This window comes from Leadbettera azotonutricia ZAS-9 (genome assembly GCF_000214355.1).
GTDB classification, from domain to species: Bacteria; Spirochaetota; Spirochaetia; order Treponematales; family Breznakiellaceae; genus Leadbettera; species Leadbettera azotonutricia.
Window position 1 is genome coordinate 3,090,786 of the sequence record NC_015577.1, and the last position, 16,626, is coordinate 3,107,411.

The following is a 16,626-nucleotide window of genomic DNA, read 5'->3' on the forward strand; positions in this document are numbered from 1 at the left end:
AATGTTTCTCAGGGAACTTGACGCTGCCCTCGATCATGTAAAACCGAAAAGAACCGGGGAAAAAACCTTCGAAGCCCTGGCAAGACTGGGCATTGTGGATGTAGGGACCTTGCTCTGCCATTATCCCCGGAAATGGGAAGATCGTTCCGAGGAACTACCTCTTAACTGTTTTAATCTCGGAAATGTCTACACTACTGTAACAGTTTTGTCCCATGGCTGGTTCTACGCAAACCATAGAAGGACCCTTAAAATCATTGTGGAAGACGATACTGCCAAAGCTTCGCTTGTTTGCTATAACCGTTCTTTTTGGGAGCATCAGCTTCTGGTTGGCATGAAGGTTAAAATATACGGGGAATTCAAATATGAATATGGAGAGCTTCAATCCAAAGCCTTTGAAATAGTCAATCCCAATGATGAAGGTTTAGGCAAGATACTGCCCATTTATCCACTCACCGAAGGCCTCAGCCAGAACATACTCCGCAGGTTCATGCGCCGGGCACTGGACATCTACACATCCAACCTTGAAAATGAACTCCCTGAGGAAATTATCAAGCGGGACGATCTGTATTCAAAACCCCAGGCCCTCCAGGCTATCCACTTCCCTTCTTCCTATGAAGCGCGGGATAGGGCAGAAAAGACCATTGTTTATGAGGAGCTTTTCTACCTTGAAATGATAGTCGGGAAGCGGGCTATGGAAAGGCGGGCTGCGCCTGCTTCGGGCAAAAGGGCAATTACAACTGGCAGCGGCTTCTCCCCTCTACAGAAACGCCTTATCGAAAGGCTGCCGTTTTCCCTCACTCCGGGGCAGATCGAAACCGCAGGGGAAATAAACCGCGATATGGACGGACCCTACCCCATGGCACGCCTTCTTCAGGGCGATGTGGGATCGGGTAAGACCCTCGTCTCATTTCTTGCCTGCCTCAGGGCAGTGGAAGAGGCGGAAGGGCAAAGGGGCCAGGCAGCGCTCATGGCGCCAACAGAATTACTGGCAAGGCAGCATGCGGAAAACGCAGCAAAACTGTTGGAGCCTTTAGGCTTGCGCATCGCTTTCCTCACGGGGAATATAAAAGCTGCGGGGCGCGCACAGCTTCTAAAAGCCCTGGCGGCAGGGGAAATAGACATTGTTGCAGGAACACATGCGCTCTTTTCGCGGGACACTATCTACAGCAATCTGCGTCTTGTGGTGATAGATGAGCAGCATCGTTTCGGCGTGACCCAGCGCCAGGCTGTCATGGCAAAGGGGCAGTCTTCCCTAAAGGCTCAGGGTACTCCCGATCTTCTCATGATGAGCGCCACTCCCATACCCCGCACCCTGGCCCTGACAGTATTTGGCGACCTGGATGTATCGGTGATTCGGGACATGCCCCCGGGGCGCAAACCTATCAAGACCCATCTGGTAAAGGAATCGAATGAGAACAAGGTGTACGATTTTGCAAGGAAGGAACTTGCAGCGGGACATCAGGCGTATTTTGTCTATCCCCTCATCGGCGAAGGCGAGCCGGGCAGCAGGGCTGAAAACTTAAAAGATGTTACCACCATGGCAGAAAAACTGGCAAAAACCATCTTCCCCAAATACCCTGTTGCATTGATACACTCCAGGCTTGATGAAGAAGAAAAACAGAAGGCTATGGAGGCATTCCGCCGGGGAGAAGTCAAAGTGCTGGCGGCCACCAGCGTAGTGGAAGTGGGTGTGGATGTCCCCAATGCTACCTGCATGGTCATAGAGCACGCAGAACGCTTCGGCCTTTCAGCCCTGCATCAGCTTCGGGGCAGGGTCGGCAGAGGCGAAGCCCAGTCCTACTGCATCCTAATTTATTCGGATCAGGAGATCCCGCCTGAACTTGTAGGGGTAAATCCTGAAATCTTAAGCGAGGATGAGCGCAGCAAGGAAGGGAAGCGCCTTATGGTGATGCTTAAAAGCAGCGACGGCTTTGAAATTGCCGAAAAAGACCTCATCCTCAGGGGGCCGGGCCAGATCGCGGGCATTGAGCAGTCCGGCTACCTCGCCCTGGGCCTGGCAGATCCGGTGAGGGACGCAGACAAGCTTGCCAGGGCAAGGGCCGATGCCTTCGCCATACTGGAAAAAGATCCGGGCCTCCTTCAGCCGGAGAACCGCCGTATGGCAGCCGTACTGGAAAGAGCGCCGCCTTTCGGTTTAGTATAATAGCAATGTTGTCCATGAGAATAAAAATAATGCTTATCATCAGTTCCATAGTGCTGGTGATCACCGCCTCCAGCCTGGTGTTAAGCCTCTCATTCAGCCAGGGCCGTTTCTGGGAAACAGTGCGCAACGATTTAACCGTAAGCGCCGAATTGGCTTCCCGCATGGTTTCGCGCGAACTGGAAGTCCTTAAACGGGATGTGCAGATTATAGGAACCCAACTGGCATTCACCGGGGAAGCCGAGACAACCGAAAGGCTGCGTTACCACACAAGCCATGGCCCATACCTCTCCCTGGCGGTCTTTGATTCCCAGGGCTGGGTGGATTTCTACGGCAGGGCAGCCCCGTCGAATTCGTATCTCGAAAACGAGTATATGAAGCGCGCCTTCTCAGGCGAAACCTGCATCTCCCCTCCCGAATGGGAAAGCGGGGGCGATCTGGTATTGAGAATTTGGGCGCCCCTTGAAGGCAACAGGGTCCTCGTCGCCACCATGGACGGGCTGAGCATAAGCCGCATGGTTTCTGATATCAGGATATGGGAAACAGGCAATATCTTCATTGTAGACCGCGAAGGCTATGTCATTGCCAACATGAGGGAGAATTGGGTAACCGAAAAGTATAACTATATACACATGGGGGAAATTGACGACAAATACCGCACACCAAAGGAAATGGTGTCCCGCATGATCAAGGGCGAAACAGGGATAGCCTATTTTGACATTGCGGACATTGATCGCATCGCATCATTCATACCTGTCAGTGACACTGACGGCTGGTCGCTGGGAGTGGTAGTACCCATTGCCGAAACCCCTGTGTCTCAAATACGCCAGGTGCTGCTCAGCTCGTCTTTTGTATTCCTGAGCTTTGGCATTATTGCCGCTTTTTTTGCTGCCAACAGTATTGCGATTCCTTATAAAAAAGCCGCGGATGCCAACGAAGCAAAGAGCCGTTTCCTGGCAAACATGAGCCACGAAATGAGGACGCCCCTCAACGCCATCATAGGCCTTTCGGAACTGGAGCTGGGCGATGGCGATCTGTCAGGCGAAATTTACGACAACACAGAAAAGATCTACAATTCGGGCATTACCCTTCTTGGCATTATCAATGATCTCCTGGATATTTCCAAAATTGAATCCGGCAAATTTGAACTTGTCCCTGTGGAATACGATATTCCCAGCCTTATCAATGATACGGTGAATCTCAATATAGTGCGCATAGGCAGCAAACCTATCAAGTTCCGCCTTCATGTGGAAGAAAACATACCCGCAAAATTCTTGGGCGACGAGCTCCGCATCAAACAGGTTTTCAACAATCTCCTCTCCAATGCGTTTAAATACACCAGGGAGGGGTCCGTGGACTGGTATCTTTCCGCACAAAGGGAAGGAGACAAGGTTTGGCTTCAAAGCAGGATCCAGGACACGGGGATCGGCATTAAAGGAGAAGACCTTCCCAAGCTCTTCTCCGAGTATGGCCAGGTTGACACTAAAAGCAACCGCAAAATAGAAGGCACAGGTCTAGGCTTAGCCATAAGCAGAGGCATGGCCCGGCTTATGGGTGGCGACATCACGGTGGAAAGCGAATATGGAAAAGGTTCGGTCTTTACGCTGAGGATACTTCAGGAACCCATAGGCACTGAAACAATAGGAAAAAATACTGCGGAAAATTTAAACCTCTTTAACTATACCCTGCAGCGCAGAACCAGGAATCAGAAACTCATCAGGGCCTGGATTCCCTATGCATCAGTACTGGTAGTGGACGATGTAGCTATCAATCTTGATGTTGCCAGGGGTATGCTCAAGCCTTACGGTATGACCGTAGACTGCGTTGCGTCCGGGCCTGCAGCCATAGAGCGCATACGCGGAGGGAAACCAAAGTACAACGCCGTTTTTATGGATCATATGATGCCCGGCATGGATGGTATTGAAGCAACACGTATTATCAGGAAAGAAATTAACACCGATTATGCGAAGAATATCCCTGTTATAGCCCTGACCGCGGACGCCATCATTGGCAATGACAAGCTTTTTTTAAGCAAAGGTTTCCAGGCCTTTCTTACCAAACCTATTGATATAATGCAGCTGGACTCAGTAATAACCCATTGGGTGCGGAACAAGGATCTTGAAAAAGAGCTTAAAGAAAAATCGCCTGAGCTGTTTGTCGGGAAGCCAAACCCCGATAATACCAGGTTCCAGGAAAAAAGGGACAGCAATACTGCGCTTCCAAATTCTGAAAGGTATGCATCGCTTATAGAAGCGTCAAAAAGCATTAGCGGTTTTGATATCACCATGGGCCTTGAGCTTGTGGATAACGATATTGAATCATGGCTTGAAGTGATGCACAGTTTTATTGTCCATACACCTGCACTGCTGGATTCCATACGCAGTATAGAAAAACTGACTGAATACACCATAACGGTTCATGGCATTAAAGGTTCATGCTATAGCCTTGGAGCCCAGACAGTAGGGAAGAAAGCCGAAGATCTTGAACACAAGAGCCGCGCGGGGGATATGGAATTTGTCAGAAATAATAATTCAGATTTTATAGCCCAGGCAGAAAAACTCGTGGACGATTTCAGGGCTCTCGTAAAAACAGCAGAAAAAGAAAGCGACAAAGCCCTTAAGTCTGCCCCTGACAAGGATCTCTTGGCAAAAATTCTTGATGCTGCTGCAGGTTATGATATGGAAGGCCTTGAGGAATTCATTGGGAAGCTTGAGCAGTACCGTTATGAAAAGGATGACGATCTTGTGCCCTGGCTTAGAGAACAGGGTAACCGCTCCGAATTCCTTGCCATACAGGAACGATTGGCAAAGATGCTTAAATAGGATACACAGGAAGGGGGATTTTATGGGAAACGAACGGCAGATAATAATGCTGGTAGACGACAACATGGCAAGCCTCACCATGGGGAAAAACATCCTTAAGGACAAGTACAATGTTTTTCCCATTCCGTCGGGCGAAAAACTTTTTGAGGTTTTGCAAAAGGTCACCCCTGACCTCATACTCCTCGATATTGCAATGCCTGATATGGACGGCTATGAGGTCATTAAAAAGCTCAAAGCCGATAGAAAAACCCAGGACATACCGGTAGTGTTCCTGACCTCCCGGGACGATCCGGGCAACGAGCTGGAAGGCCTCTCCCTTGGGGCTATAGACTATGTGTCCAAGCCCTTTTCCCCTGCCCTCCTTGCCCAGCGTATCGACAACCATCTCCTCCTTTCGTCCCAGAAAAAGGAACTTAAAAAATACAACGACAACCTCAAGGAAATGGTCCTGGAACAGACCCAACAGATTGAAGATCTTCAGAATGCAGTGATGAGCACTGTGGCCGAAGTGGTTGAATTCCGGGATGACATCATTGGGGGCCATATCGAAAGAGTGCAAAGCTATCTCAAATTCATGCTTGATCAAATTATCGAAGAGGAAAAATACCCCAAAGAGATGGCCGAGTGGGATCTGGATTTTCTTATCCCCTCCGCCCAGCTCCATGATGTGGGAAAAATTCTGGTAAGCGAAAAAATACTCAGCAAACCCGGGAAGCTCACTCCTGAAGAATTCGAGGAGATAAAAAAACACACCAGCTACGGCATAAAGGTCATTGATCGTATTTCCGGCATAACCCGGGAGCATGCCTTCCTGGATCACGCCAAGATCATTGCAGGAGCCCACCATGAACGCTGGGATGGCAAGGGCTATCCCAATGGCCTGGCAGGAGAAAACATCCCCCTTCAGGGTCGCCTCATGGCTATAGCGGATGTGTACGATGCCCTCATTGCGGTACGGCCCTACAAACAGCCGGTGAGCACTGCGGAAGCGGCGAAGATTATCACCGAGGGGAAGGGAACCCAATTTGATCCGGTACTGGTGGATATCTTCCAGACTGTTGCGTCTAAATTCGCCAAAATCGCGGAACGGGAAAGCCCCTTAATATGATTGAACTGAAAAATATTTCCAAGAGCTACGGGGCCGTCCATGCGGTCCGCAAGGTGGATCTGTCCGTTCCTCCCGGCTCCATCTATGGAATCATAGGGAAAAGCGGGGCCGGGAAATCCACCCTCTTGAGGGTCATGAGCCTCCTGGAAGCCCCGGACGGAGGCGAAGTGTATTACCGCCAGGAAAGAGTGGATATACTCACAGGCAAGGCCCTTCTGGAACGCCGCCGCAAAATGGGCATGATCTTCCAGAATTTCAACCTCCTTTCTTCGCGGGACGCTGCGGGGAATATCGCCTATCCCCTTGAGATTGGAGGGCTCCACAAGAAGCAAATTGAAAAACGGGTGGACGAACTTTTGGAAATGGTGAACATCACCGACAAGCGCCATGCCCGGCTCAGGGAACTTTCGGGCGGGCAGAAACAGCGGGTAGCCATTGCCCGTGCTTTAGCCGTGAACCCCGAGGTGCTTTTCTGCGACGAGGCAACCAGCGCCCTTGATCCCCAGACCACAAGGTCGATACTCACCCTGATACGGGAACTCCACGACAGCCTCAAAATAACAGTGGTACTCATCACCCACCAGATGTCGGTGATACAGTCCGTGTGCAGCGAAGTGGCGGTCCTGGACGAAGGCATCATCGCCGAAGAGGGGGTTGTGGACGCAGTCTTCAAAGCGCCCAAAACCGAGGCCGCAAAGGAACTCATCTATGCCTGAAAAATTCATGGCGGTCCTGGTGCTGCTCCCTGCCTCAACCCTGGAAACCCTCTATATGACTTTGGTTTCTACCTTGCTCGCCTGCGTTCTGGGTTTCCCTCTGGGAGCCTTCCTCTACAGCGCCTCCCCCGCAGGGCTCCATTCCCGGCCCATCATCTACAACGCCCTCTCAAGGGTGGTGAACATTTTGCGCTCCCTTCCCTTCATTATATTGATGATACTTCTCATACCTCTTTCGCGCTTCATCATAGGAACGAGCATTGGGCCTACGGCGGTGATCATTCCCCTTTCCATTGCAGCAGCCCCCTTTGTGGCCCGCATTTCCGAGTCCGCCCTGTCCGAGGTGGATAACGGGGTCATCACCGCAGCAAAGGCCATGGGCTCATCCAACATGCAGATCATACGCAAAGTGCTGATACCCGAAGCCCTGCCGGCCCTGGTCTCAGGCCTTGCCCTAACCATCATCAACCTCATCGGGTATTCGGCAATGGCAGGAGCCATAGGCGGAGGGGGTCTTGGGAGCCTTGCCATCAACTACGGGTATTACCGCTTCAGAATGGAAGTAACGATTGCGGCGGTTATCATCATATTGATCATTGTGGAACTGGTTCAGTTTGTGGGTACCGCGATAAGCCGCAGACTGCTTTCCAAACGGTGATTTCAAAAAACTGGAAAACGGCTTGACAAATTTTCCCATATTATATAAATTCTAGGTAAATACTAGGCATTAGTATTACATCATTTTTGGAGGATTAGAATGAAAAAGCTTGTACTGTTTTCTCTTATCGCGCTTCTGGCAGTGTCAGGGGCATTTGCAAAAGGCGGCGGGGACAAATCGGGGACCCTCACTGTGGGGGCCACGCCGGTTCCCCATGCGGAACTTCTCAACCTGGTCAAGGCCGATCTTGCCAGCCAGGGCATCACCCTGGTAGTGCGGGAATTCAACGACTATGTGCAGCCCAACGAGGCTCTCATAGCGGGCGATTTGGACGCCAACTTCTTCCAGCACATCCCCTACCTCGAGTCCAATGACAACTGGAAAGCCAAGCTGTCTTCGGCTTTCGGCGTCCATGTGGAACCCCTGGGTCTCTATTCCCAGAAATACAAAACCGTGAACGATCTCCCCAACGGGGCCAGCATTGCCATTCCCAACGATCCCACCAACGGCGGAAGGGCCCTGCTCCTGCTGCAGGCAAAGGGCCTTATCACCCTCAAAGCCAACGCCGGCCTCACCGCAACCCCCCAGGACGTTTCGGGCAACCCCAAAAACTACCGCTTCACCGAGCTTGAAGCTGCCCAGCTTCCCCGCGCCCTGGGCGATGTGGACGCTGCGATTATCAACGGCAACTATGCCCTGGAAGCCGGCCTCAATCCTGTGCGGGACTCCCTCATCATCGAAGGGGCTGATTCACCCTATGTGAATATCGTGACAGTCCAGAAGGGCAAGGAAAAAGACGCCCGCATTGTGGCTCTGGAAAAAGCCCTCAAATCCCAGAAGGTAAAGGATTACATCCAGGCCACCTATGACGGCGGAGTGGTAGCGGTTTTTTAAGCTGGTTCGATAAGTGCTGTCAAAACAGCGCTACTAAAAGCTTCTAACACAAGGGGCTGTCCGGGATTTCCGGGCAGCCCCATTTTTTAGTCGGGCAGATTCGAGCCGGAGGACTTCTTCTTGTTTTTCTTCTCCTCACGCTTCTCTTTCAGGGTCTTCTGCGGAGCCTTCTTTGACTCCTTTTTATGCAGCACATGCTCAGCCATGATAAACCTCCCTTGGTCATTTTCCCCAAGCATAGCATATTATTACGGTTCGGAAAAGCGGGTTTCCCCTAATCCTGGCTTATTGAATAAAAAAGCTTTCTGTGATAAACTTATAACAGAATGGGGGTCAAGAATGACCGTAGCTGAAGCGGTAAAGGTACTGGATGGACAATTTTTTTCCGGCGAAAACAAGGCGGAACTCGAAATCGCCTCTGCCTGCGGCGCCGATCTCATGAGCGATGTAATGGCTTTCGTCAAAGACAGGGTTCTGCTCTTGACCGGCCTTGTAAACCCCCAGGTTATCAGAACTGCGGAACTCTTGGACATCCACGCTATAATCTTTGTTAGGGGCAAAAGCCCCAGCCGCGACATGATCGAAATGGCTGAAGAATCGGACATCATCCTTGGCGCCACCAAGCTCCCCATGTTCCTCGCCTGTGGCAAACTCTACGAAGCAGGACTCAAGGCCGGCGGTACCCGCAAAATATAAGGTGGACAAGCAGAGGCTGCGCAGGGAGATTAAAGAGAGATTAAAGCTTCTGCCCCTTGCTTCTTTTCATGACGAAGGACTGAATGCCGCCGCTGTTTTGCAAAATCAATCCCTTTTTGAACAATACTCGACAGTGCTTATTTTCCTCTCCACGAATAACGAGGTTGATACTTTGCCTCTGATTAAAGCCGCTTTGGCTGAGGGCAAGAAAGTGTTTGCCCCCAGGGTGGAGGGAGAGAAAATTCAATTTTACCGGATTTTGTCCACAGACGGCCCCTGGCAGGGAGGACCTTTCGGCATTAGGGAGCCTGTGCCGGGTAAAGGCGGGGAGACGGGTAGGCCATTGCAGGCTGTGGATTTTCCTGCACTGGTTATTGTGCCGGGGCTTGCTTTTACAAGGCAGGGGAAGAGGCTGGGGTACGGAGGTGGGTATTACGATAAGTTTTTTGCCCACCTGGATGAAGCCGGACTCCCTTTCACCAGCCTGGGGTTCTGCATGGCGGAACAGGTGATTGAGGACCTGCCCACAGAGACCTGGGACAGGGAGATGGACGGGGTTCTGACGGGGCGAGGTTTGGCGACATTATAGTTTTATCCAAAATATAGGATATTAACTGAATGTTTTTGCTTTCATTCAAAAATTATTGTGTTATTTCCCGAAACATCCCCACAAGATAAAGGGGAATTTCATGCAAGGGGCCATTGCGGTTGTAATCGGCAAGGGAACTGCGGATAGCGATGGATGGCTTCCAGGAGTCCATGTAAGCTTTAAGGCTTTTTGATTGGAGATTAACAGAGGCCTTTACTTCCAGTGGAATAATCTTATCTTCCCATTGAAGAAGAAAATCGACGCTGGAGGTGTTTTTGGCGTTGGCCCAAAAATATATTGGCAGCATTTCACCCGATGCTTTAAGTTCCTGCAAAACAAATTGTTCGGTCAGCGCCCCCTTAAAATGATCAAAGATGGCGTGGTTCGGATCCGTCAGGGTTTGCATGGACAAGGCAGATTGGGCCGCAAGCAGACCCACGTCAAGGCTGTAGAGCTTAAAGACCTCCGCCTCAGAATATGAAATGAGGGGAAGATGGGGCAGAGAAACTCTGTTGATTTTGTATACCAGACCGCAGGCAGTAAGCCAGAGCAGGGCATCCTCATACTGGCTGGATCGGGCGCCGGGTTTCATATCCTTATAAATAAAACGCTTCTTTTCTTTTCCGAGTTGTTCAGGGATAGAATCCCAGATCAGGGCCAGCTTGGGGATAGAAGACGGGGCAATGTGCTTGGAAAAATCCCGGTAAAAATCCTTCAGGATTATCTCCTGCTCCTGCCTTACCTCGCCAAGATCCCTTTTATTGATAAAATTCTGAACAACCCCGGGCATACCGCCTATAAAAAAGTACTGTTTGAGATACCGGATTATCTCTTCTTTAAGAACCTGGATGAGCCTGAAATTTTTTTCCTCGAATATTTTTAGCAGCCCTTCTTCCCCCAGGGCTGCAAGGAATTCCATAAAAGTAAGGGGATACAAGGTCAGCGTATCGGTCTTGCCCACGGGGTAGGTAGTGCCCTTGTGGAGAGCTACCCCCAAAAGGCTCCCTGCGGCGATGATATGATATTCCGGGGCTTCTTCGCAAAAGTACTTGAGAGATACCAGGGCGCGGTTACATTCCTGAATCTCGTCAAGCATGATAAGGGTTTCCCCGGGAATTACCTTCCTGCCGGACTTCGCTTCGAGTTCTTCTATAATACGGTAAGGATTGAGATCAGGTTCAAAAATAGCGTCCAGGGCCTTATTCCGGTCAAAGTTGAAATAAACCGCTTCCCGATATTCCAGGCGGCCGAATTCCTGCATAAGCCAGGTTTTGCCCACCTGCCGGGCCCCCTGGATGACCAAAGGCTTTCGCCCCTGTTTGTTCTTCCAACCGACAAGGTCCTTTATAAGTTTCCGGTACATATTTTAAATATAGCACAAAATGTCATAAACTTCAAGGAAGTTATAGCGCGTTTTGACGCTATTTTCCCGGAACTTAGCGTAATAAAATACGCTAAGTTCCGGGAAGTTTGCGTAGTATCAGAACTCCGCAGTTCTCGCCTTTTCAAACTCGGCCTCAATGCTGGCGTCGGGCTTTTGGGTAAGGAGGCTCACGATCCAGATCACAAGGCAGGAGAGTACAAAGGCCGGGAGCAATTCGTACACGTTAAAGACCCCGCCGAGTTTGGCGATGAAGTTCTTCCAAATCAGCACCATGGCGCCGCCTGTTACCATGCCGGCGACCGCGGCGGGGAAGGTGGTACGCTTCCAGAAGAGGGAGAACAGCACAAGGGGCCCGAAGGCTGCGCCGAAACCTGCCCATGCGTAAGAGACCACCCGGAATATGGACTGGTTCCCCGACAGGGCAAGGACTACACCGAAGACCGTTACGGCGAGCATGGTAATGCGGGCGACCCACATGACAAAGGCTTCGCTGGCGTCTTTCTTGATGAGGCCCTTCACGAGGTCATTGGCTACTGCCGAAGAAGCGATGAGCATATAGGAGTCCGAAGAGCTCATGGACGCCGCGAGGATGCCTGAAATCACAAGGCCCGCGACGAGGGGCGGGAAGAAGTTCTGGGACAGGTGGAGAAAAATATTCTCTGCGGAACTGGCGGTAGTGAGGAGGCCGGGAAGGTAAGCGCGGCCCATGATTCCGATGAGGACTGCAGCAGCCTGGGCGATAAAGCACCAGATAACCGCCATAGCCCGTGACTGCCTGATCATCGATGTTTTCTTGATGGCCATAAAGCGTACCAGTACATGGGGCATGCCGAAATAACCAAGACCCCAAGCCAGGGTGCTGATAATGGTCAGAAAGCCGTAGTTGGCGCCGGGGCCGAACTGGGGAACACCGTTAATCACTTTCTGAACACCGTTTTCAACAGCAGGGGTGGCGATGCCGAAAATATCGGTGAAGCGGGGGAAACTCTTTAAGTTTTCAGCCACAGCGCTAAAACCGCCTGCATAGGCGAAACCGAAAATCAATACCAGCAACAGGGCGCCAATCATCATAAAACTCTGAATAAGGTCGGTCATGCTTTCCGCAAGGAAGCCGCCCAGGAGGGTATAGATCATGACCAGGGCAGCCCCGAGGATCACCATGGCGGTGTACAGGTTGTCAGTCCCAAAGACATAGCCAAAGAGCTTGCCAAAGGTAACAAATTGGGCGCTGGCGTAAATCGAGAAGAATACAATGATGATAATTGCGGCAATCGACATAAGAATACGTTTTTTATCGTGATAGCGGTTGCTGAAAAAGTCAGGGAGGGTGATGGAATTATTGGCTATCTGGGAATAGCCCCGGAGCCGCTTGGCGACTACGGCCCAGTTGATCCAGGTTCCGATAAAAAGGCCCAGGGCGGTCCAAAAGGCTTCGCCCATACCGGTAAAGTAGGCCACACCCGGAAGCCCCATGAGGAGCCAACCGGACATATCCGAGGCCTCGGCGCTCATGGCCGCTACCCAGGGCCCAAGGCCCCGTTTGCCCAGGAAGTATTCCTCGGGGTTGCTGTTGCTCCGCCGCGCGTACCAGAGGCCGATGACAATCATCACCACCAGGTAACCGCCCATTCCGATCAAAGTCTGTACATTGCCTGTGTTCATGTCCACTCCTTTTACGTAAGCTTGAAAAAACAGGATATTATGGTTATCTTATAAAAAGGGGAGAATTTACTCAATGGGAAGAATCAAGAGCGCGCTGGAAATAGCCCTGGAAAAGACTGAATCAGTCAAAAGCGATAAGGGCAGCATAAGCCAATTTGAAGCAAAACAGAAGGGAAAACGCCTGGGCAATTCCTTTCTCTCCGGGGAAGTAAAGTCCCTTGAAGACGAGTTTAAAAAAGCTCCAAAAGATGAACAGGCAAGCCTCAAGCAGGGCGCTTTCGAAGTGCTGCTGGCCCAGCTAACTCTCCCTGCTTCGGAAGAGGATTTACCCCGCATCGAAACCGTGGGCAAGGGACTTGAAGCGGTGCTGAAAGACAACAAATTCAGCGCTTTCTTCAAGCAGCTTTCCCAGGCCTTGAAACAGTTCCTGGACGAAACCGCCCAATACGAAGAGGCCATCAAAAGGCAGTACGCCCCAAAACTGAAACAAAAAGAAGAAGAGCTTTCCCGCCGCATGGGGAGGCAGATTCAGCTTGATCCTTTCCAGGATCCTGAATTCGTCGCCTTCTACAACCAGAACATGAACCAGCTCAAGGCCAACTACCAGGCGGCAGTGGATCAGGTAAGGGAAGAAGCGTCCCGTTTGTTCGAGAAAAAATAGGCCATACGGTCAAGGCCCTTTTCGAGCTGCGAACGGGGACAGGCGGCATTGATTCTGATAAAACCCCTGCCTTCGCTGCCGAAGATACTGCCGGGGGTTGCCTTGACGCGGCCTGAAATTTCAAGATGCTTGACCAGTTCAACATCATCCTTGAGATTCAGCTTTGCGATATGTTCAGATGCATTTGCCCAGACAAGGTAGGTACCTTCGGGTTTATAAGCCTTAAGCCCCGGACATTCCGCAGCAATACGCTTAACGGTTATTTCAATGTTGCGCAGTATATATGCCTTTAATGCGAAGATCCATTCGGCCCCATGCTTATAGGCAGCTTCGGCGGCGGCAAACGAAAATATATCAGGCGCCCCGGACCATTCGGCTTCCAGGGATCTCTTTAATTGAACCTTGAGCGCATTATCCCGAACCACGAAATGGGAAGCGTGAAGGCCCCCAAGGTTGAAGGTTTTGTTGGCGCTGGATATTACCACAACACGGGATGCATGATCAGGGAAAGCCGCAAGGGAGCAAAAACTCCTCGGAGTATAGACAAAGTCGGCATGGATCTCGTCGGCCGCCACAACAATGCCATGCTTTTGGGCGAAGGCCAAAATGCTTTCAAGTTCTGCCCTGTGCCAAACAGCGCCGCCGGGATTATGGGGGGAACAAAAAAGCATGAGGGATACATGAATGCCCCTGTTTTCAGCATTTGCAAGGGCTTTTTCCAAATCCGCACTATCAAAGCTATAGCGCCCTGTATCGTTCAGCTTCATGGGCGCTTCGACAGCAACCCTGCCGCTCCTGCGTATCACTTCAAAAAAAGGGGGATATATCGGGGTGAGGATGAGCACCCCCTCGCCGGCCTTGCTCCAGGTGTTGACCGCTGTTCCCAGGGCGGGGACAACGCCCCGGCTCAAAATAAAATCGTGCCGGGAGAGCTCTGTCTGGTACTGGGTTTTATACCAGGCTACCAGGGTTTCATAATAAGAGACGGGGATCATGGAATAGCCGTAAACCGGATGGCCGGCCCGGTTAAGCAGGGCCTGGGTAACCTCGGGAGGCGAAGGAAAATCCATATCCGCCACCCAAAGGGGGATGGGTTCAGCCTTGTCATGGCCCCTGTCCAGATCGTCCCACTTGGTCGCGAGAGTCCCGTGCCGGTCTATGATGCGATCAAAATCAAAATTCATTCTTCGTCTCCTGTTTCCATATTAGCATATTCACCGGAACGGTACAGCTCACGGGAACGCTCATAAAAAACTGCCAGGCCTTCCTCCCCTGCGATTTCAGTTTTCGGCCCCGACAGGGCAAGGGCATGGGGTTCAAGGTAAACCAGGCGGGAACCCCAATAGCCCAGGGAGACAAGGAGCCCTCTATCCCCTCCCCCGGTATTTTCCATGCCGGCAAAAACAAAATTCCCCAAAGACCAAAAAACAGGCTTTCCCTCAATCCATTCAAAACCCTGGACAATATGGGGGTGCGATCCAATGACAAGATCCGCACCGCTGTTTACAAGATCGGAAAAAAGAAGCCTCGTCTTCCTGTCAGGGCCAGCGGACCATTCATCCCCGCCATGGACAAGGACTATATCCAGCCCATCATCCTGTGAAAAGCGAGGCTTTATAAGCTCCCCTCCCCCTCTCGAAGCATGAAGAAAGCCTGCCCGCTCCTGGCCTGCAACCGCATCCATGCCGTCCCAGCCGGAAACTTCCTTATAGAAGGAAGCGAGGCCAAAGACTCTTGCCGTAAAATTACCCTTGCGAAAAACCCATGGCTCCGCTGCGGCAGCCTGATTGCGTCCTGCGCCGAGGGATACAATGCCGGCATTCTCTAAATGGGAGAGGGTCTCCAAAAAACCTTCCCTGCCGAAATCAAAGGCATGGTTATTGGCAAAAAGCACAGCGTCAATGCCGGCATCTTTAAGCGCCACTGCTATTTTGGGATTAAAACTAAACGTAAAAGTTTTTTCCGCCTTGTTATTGCGGCTTGTCAGAGTGCCTTCAAAATTCACAAGCCTTATATCGGATTTTGCAAGGATTTCTCCAGTCTTTCCAAAAACACCCCGGGCCCCTTCTCTAAACAAAATATCCTGGGCACCCCGCCCCAGCATCATATCCCCTGCAGCAGCTATCCAAACCAGATCGGGCTTCTCCCCCAGGGGTTTGATTTTTTCGCGGAGAAGATTTTCAAGGCCGGGGATCTTCTCCAGCCGTCTTTGGGCAACCTTCCCGCTGCCGACTTCTTTAATGGCGATCCCCACAGTTTTTACCAGGGGGTAGTTTTCGTCCCCTATGGCCAGCCCCCCCACCTTCAAGGCAATGCAAGGGGGCTCAAGCCCTTCCAGGGGGATAAGCGTTTCCCTGCCCTCAATGCAAGCTTCTAAACTCGTATCGCGCCTGCCCGCAAGGCAATGTTCCCTGGGGGTATACCAGCTGCGGGAAAGGAGCAGATCGCCCCAGGCTTTTTCAAATTCCCAGGAAGAGTGAAAACTGATAATAATGCCGGGCTCATTTTTCTTTTTGCCCTGCCCGGTGGTCTCCGGGTCAAAAAGGCGCAGGCCCAGGCTTTCGAGCGCGGACGCATCCTTAAGCGCTTCCTCAACAAGAGCCCGCTCAGGCTCAAAATCCGCGCCCCCCTCCAATGCCAAAAAATCCAAAACCGGCCGGGCCTTGCAGGACAAGAGGATAAAAGGAAAGATGACGCAAATACGGATGATCCCGGCCCGCATACGCCATACTATACAGGTAGATTGACAAAATTTCCATCAAGATTGATCATTACAAGAATACTTTTAAAGAACCCTGTCAGAGGGTTCAGGGGAGATTATATGCTAATTGGTATATCTCCGGTTATCAGTCCGGAGCTTTTGGATGCCCTGTTCCGCATGGGCCATGGGGACGAACTAGTCCTGGCGGATGCTTTTTTCCCTGGCGATTCCTGCAATTCCCGGGTGATCCGCGCCGATGGCATCAGGGTACCCGCTCTTTTGGAGGGAATCCTCAAACTCATCAACCTGGATTATGCTGTTGACTATCCAGTGATAATGATGGCTGCCCATGGTTCCGATAGCCTTGACCCGGCTGTAGAAATTTCTTACCGGAGGGTTGTTGACAAAATATGGCCCGGAACCCCTGCAACAGAACGCATTGAACGCTTTGCCTTCTATGAAAGAACCAAGAAAGCCTATGCGGTAGTTATGACCGGTGAAACCGTAAAATATGGAAACATCATCCTGAAAAAGGGTGTTATTCCCGTAAAATAATCCACAACAAAATTTCCAG

General features: G+C 51.2%; 14 protein-coding genes. 10 read left to right on the plus strand and 4 right to left on the minus strand.

Annotation, left to right across the window (positions count from 1 at the left end):
- Position 1 precedes the first annotated feature (1 nt).
- The 8 genes from recG (at position 2) to TREAZ_RS13640 (ending at position 9,644) form a co-directional block, all read left to right on the plus strand.
- On the plus strand, positions 2 to 2,164 hold the full coding sequence (gene recG / locus TREAZ_RS13605) for an ATP-dependent DNA helicase RecG (RefSeq protein WP_015712457.1): 2,163 nt from the start codon (positions 2 to 4) through the stop codon (positions 2,162 to 2,164).
- A 14-nt stretch (positions 2,165 to 2,178) separates the two neighbouring features.
- Positions 2,179 to 4,983: a hybrid sensor histidine kinase/response regulator gene (locus TREAZ_RS13610; RefSeq protein ID WP_015712458.1), complete on the plus strand. Its 2,805-nt coding sequence runs from the start codon at positions 2,179 to 2,181 to the stop codon at positions 4,981 to 4,983.
- A 22-nt stretch (positions 4,984 to 5,005) separates the two neighbouring features.
- Positions 5,006 to 6,091 (plus strand): HD domain-containing phosphohydrolase, encoded by a 1,086-nt coding sequence (locus tag TREAZ_RS13615; protein ID WP_015712459.1) that lies wholly within the window; start codon positions 5,006 to 5,008, stop codon positions 6,089 to 6,091.
- Positions 6,088 to 6,807: a methionine ABC transporter ATP-binding protein gene (locus tag TREAZ_RS13620; protein WP_015712460.1), complete on the plus strand. Its 720-nt coding sequence runs from the start codon at positions 6,088 to 6,090 to the stop codon at positions 6,805 to 6,807. The genes TREAZ_RS13615 and TREAZ_RS13620 overlap by 4 nt, the downstream gene beginning before the upstream one ends.
- Complete coding sequence (locus tag TREAZ_RS13625; protein ID WP_015712461.1) at positions 6,800 to 7,465, plus strand: methionine ABC transporter permease; 666 nt, start codon at positions 6,800 to 6,802, stop codon at positions 7,463 to 7,465. Before TREAZ_RS13620 ends, TREAZ_RS13625 begins: the two co-directional genes overlap by 8 nt.
- Before the next feature lie 99 nt (positions 7,466 to 7,564).
- On the plus strand, positions 7,565 to 8,359 hold the full coding sequence (locus tag TREAZ_RS13630) for a MetQ/NlpA family ABC transporter substrate-binding protein (protein ID WP_015712462.1): 795 nt from the start codon (positions 7,565 to 7,567) through the stop codon (positions 8,357 to 8,359).
- Between the two features lie 339 nt (positions 8,360 to 8,698).
- Positions 8,699 to 9,055 carry a hypothetical protein gene (locus TREAZ_RS13635; protein WP_015712464.1) on the plus strand — a complete coding sequence of 119 codons (357 nt, stop codon included), beginning with the start codon at positions 8,699 to 8,701 and terminating at the stop codon, positions 9,053 to 9,055.
- On the plus strand, positions 9,003 to 9,644 hold the full coding sequence (locus tag TREAZ_RS13640; RefSeq protein WP_169312638.1) for a 5-formyltetrahydrofolate cyclo-ligase: 642 nt from the start codon (positions 9,003 to 9,005) through the stop codon (positions 9,642 to 9,644). The genes TREAZ_RS13635 and TREAZ_RS13640 overlap by 53 nt, the downstream gene beginning before the upstream one ends.
- Positions 9,645 to 9,696: 52 nt before the next feature.
- Here the strand turns inward: TREAZ_RS13640 and TREAZ_RS13645 are convergent, their stop codons facing one another.
- Together TREAZ_RS13645 and putP are read right to left on the minus strand one after the other, a co-directional pair.
- Positions 9,697 to 11,007 (minus strand): ATP-binding protein, encoded by a 1,311-nt coding sequence (locus TREAZ_RS13645; protein WP_015712466.1) that lies wholly within the window; start codon positions 11,005 to 11,007, stop codon positions 9,697 to 9,699.
- Positions 11,008 to 11,124: 117 nt separating this feature from the next.
- Entirely contained in the window at positions 11,125 to 12,690 is a 1,566-nt protein-coding gene (putP, locus tag TREAZ_RS13650; protein ID WP_015712467.1) for a sodium/proline symporter PutP, read from the minus strand.
- A gap of 73 nt (positions 12,691 to 12,763) precedes the next feature.
- Between putP and TREAZ_RS13655 the strand changes: the two genes are divergently transcribed.
- Complete coding sequence (locus TREAZ_RS13655; RefSeq protein WP_015712468.1) at positions 12,764 to 13,351, plus strand: DUF6657 family protein; 588 nt, start codon at positions 12,764 to 12,766, stop codon at positions 13,349 to 13,351.
- On the opposite strand, the gene TREAZ_RS13660 is transcribed toward TREAZ_RS13655, so the two are convergent.
- On the minus strand, positions 13,309 to 14,535 hold the full coding sequence (locus TREAZ_RS13660) for a MalY/PatB family protein (protein WP_015712469.1): 1,227 nt from the start codon (positions 14,533 to 14,535) through the stop codon (positions 13,309 to 13,311). The genes TREAZ_RS13655 and TREAZ_RS13660 overlap by 43 nt on opposite strands.
- A complete protein-coding gene (locus tag TREAZ_RS13665) occupies positions 14,532 to 16,073 on the minus strand; it encodes a CapA family protein (protein ID WP_015712470.1) in 1,542 nt (513 codons plus the stop codon). Before TREAZ_RS13665 ends, TREAZ_RS13660 begins: the two co-directional genes overlap by 4 nt.
- A gap of 99 nt (positions 16,074 to 16,172) precedes the next feature.
- On the opposite strand from TREAZ_RS13665, the gene fucU reads away from it, so the two are divergent.
- Positions 16,173 to 16,607 (plus strand): L-fucose mutarotase, encoded by a 435-nt coding sequence (gene fucU, locus TREAZ_RS13670; RefSeq protein ID WP_015712471.1) that lies wholly within the window; start codon positions 16,173 to 16,175, stop codon positions 16,605 to 16,607.
- The last annotated feature ends 19 nt before the right edge of the window (positions 16,608 to 16,626 follow it).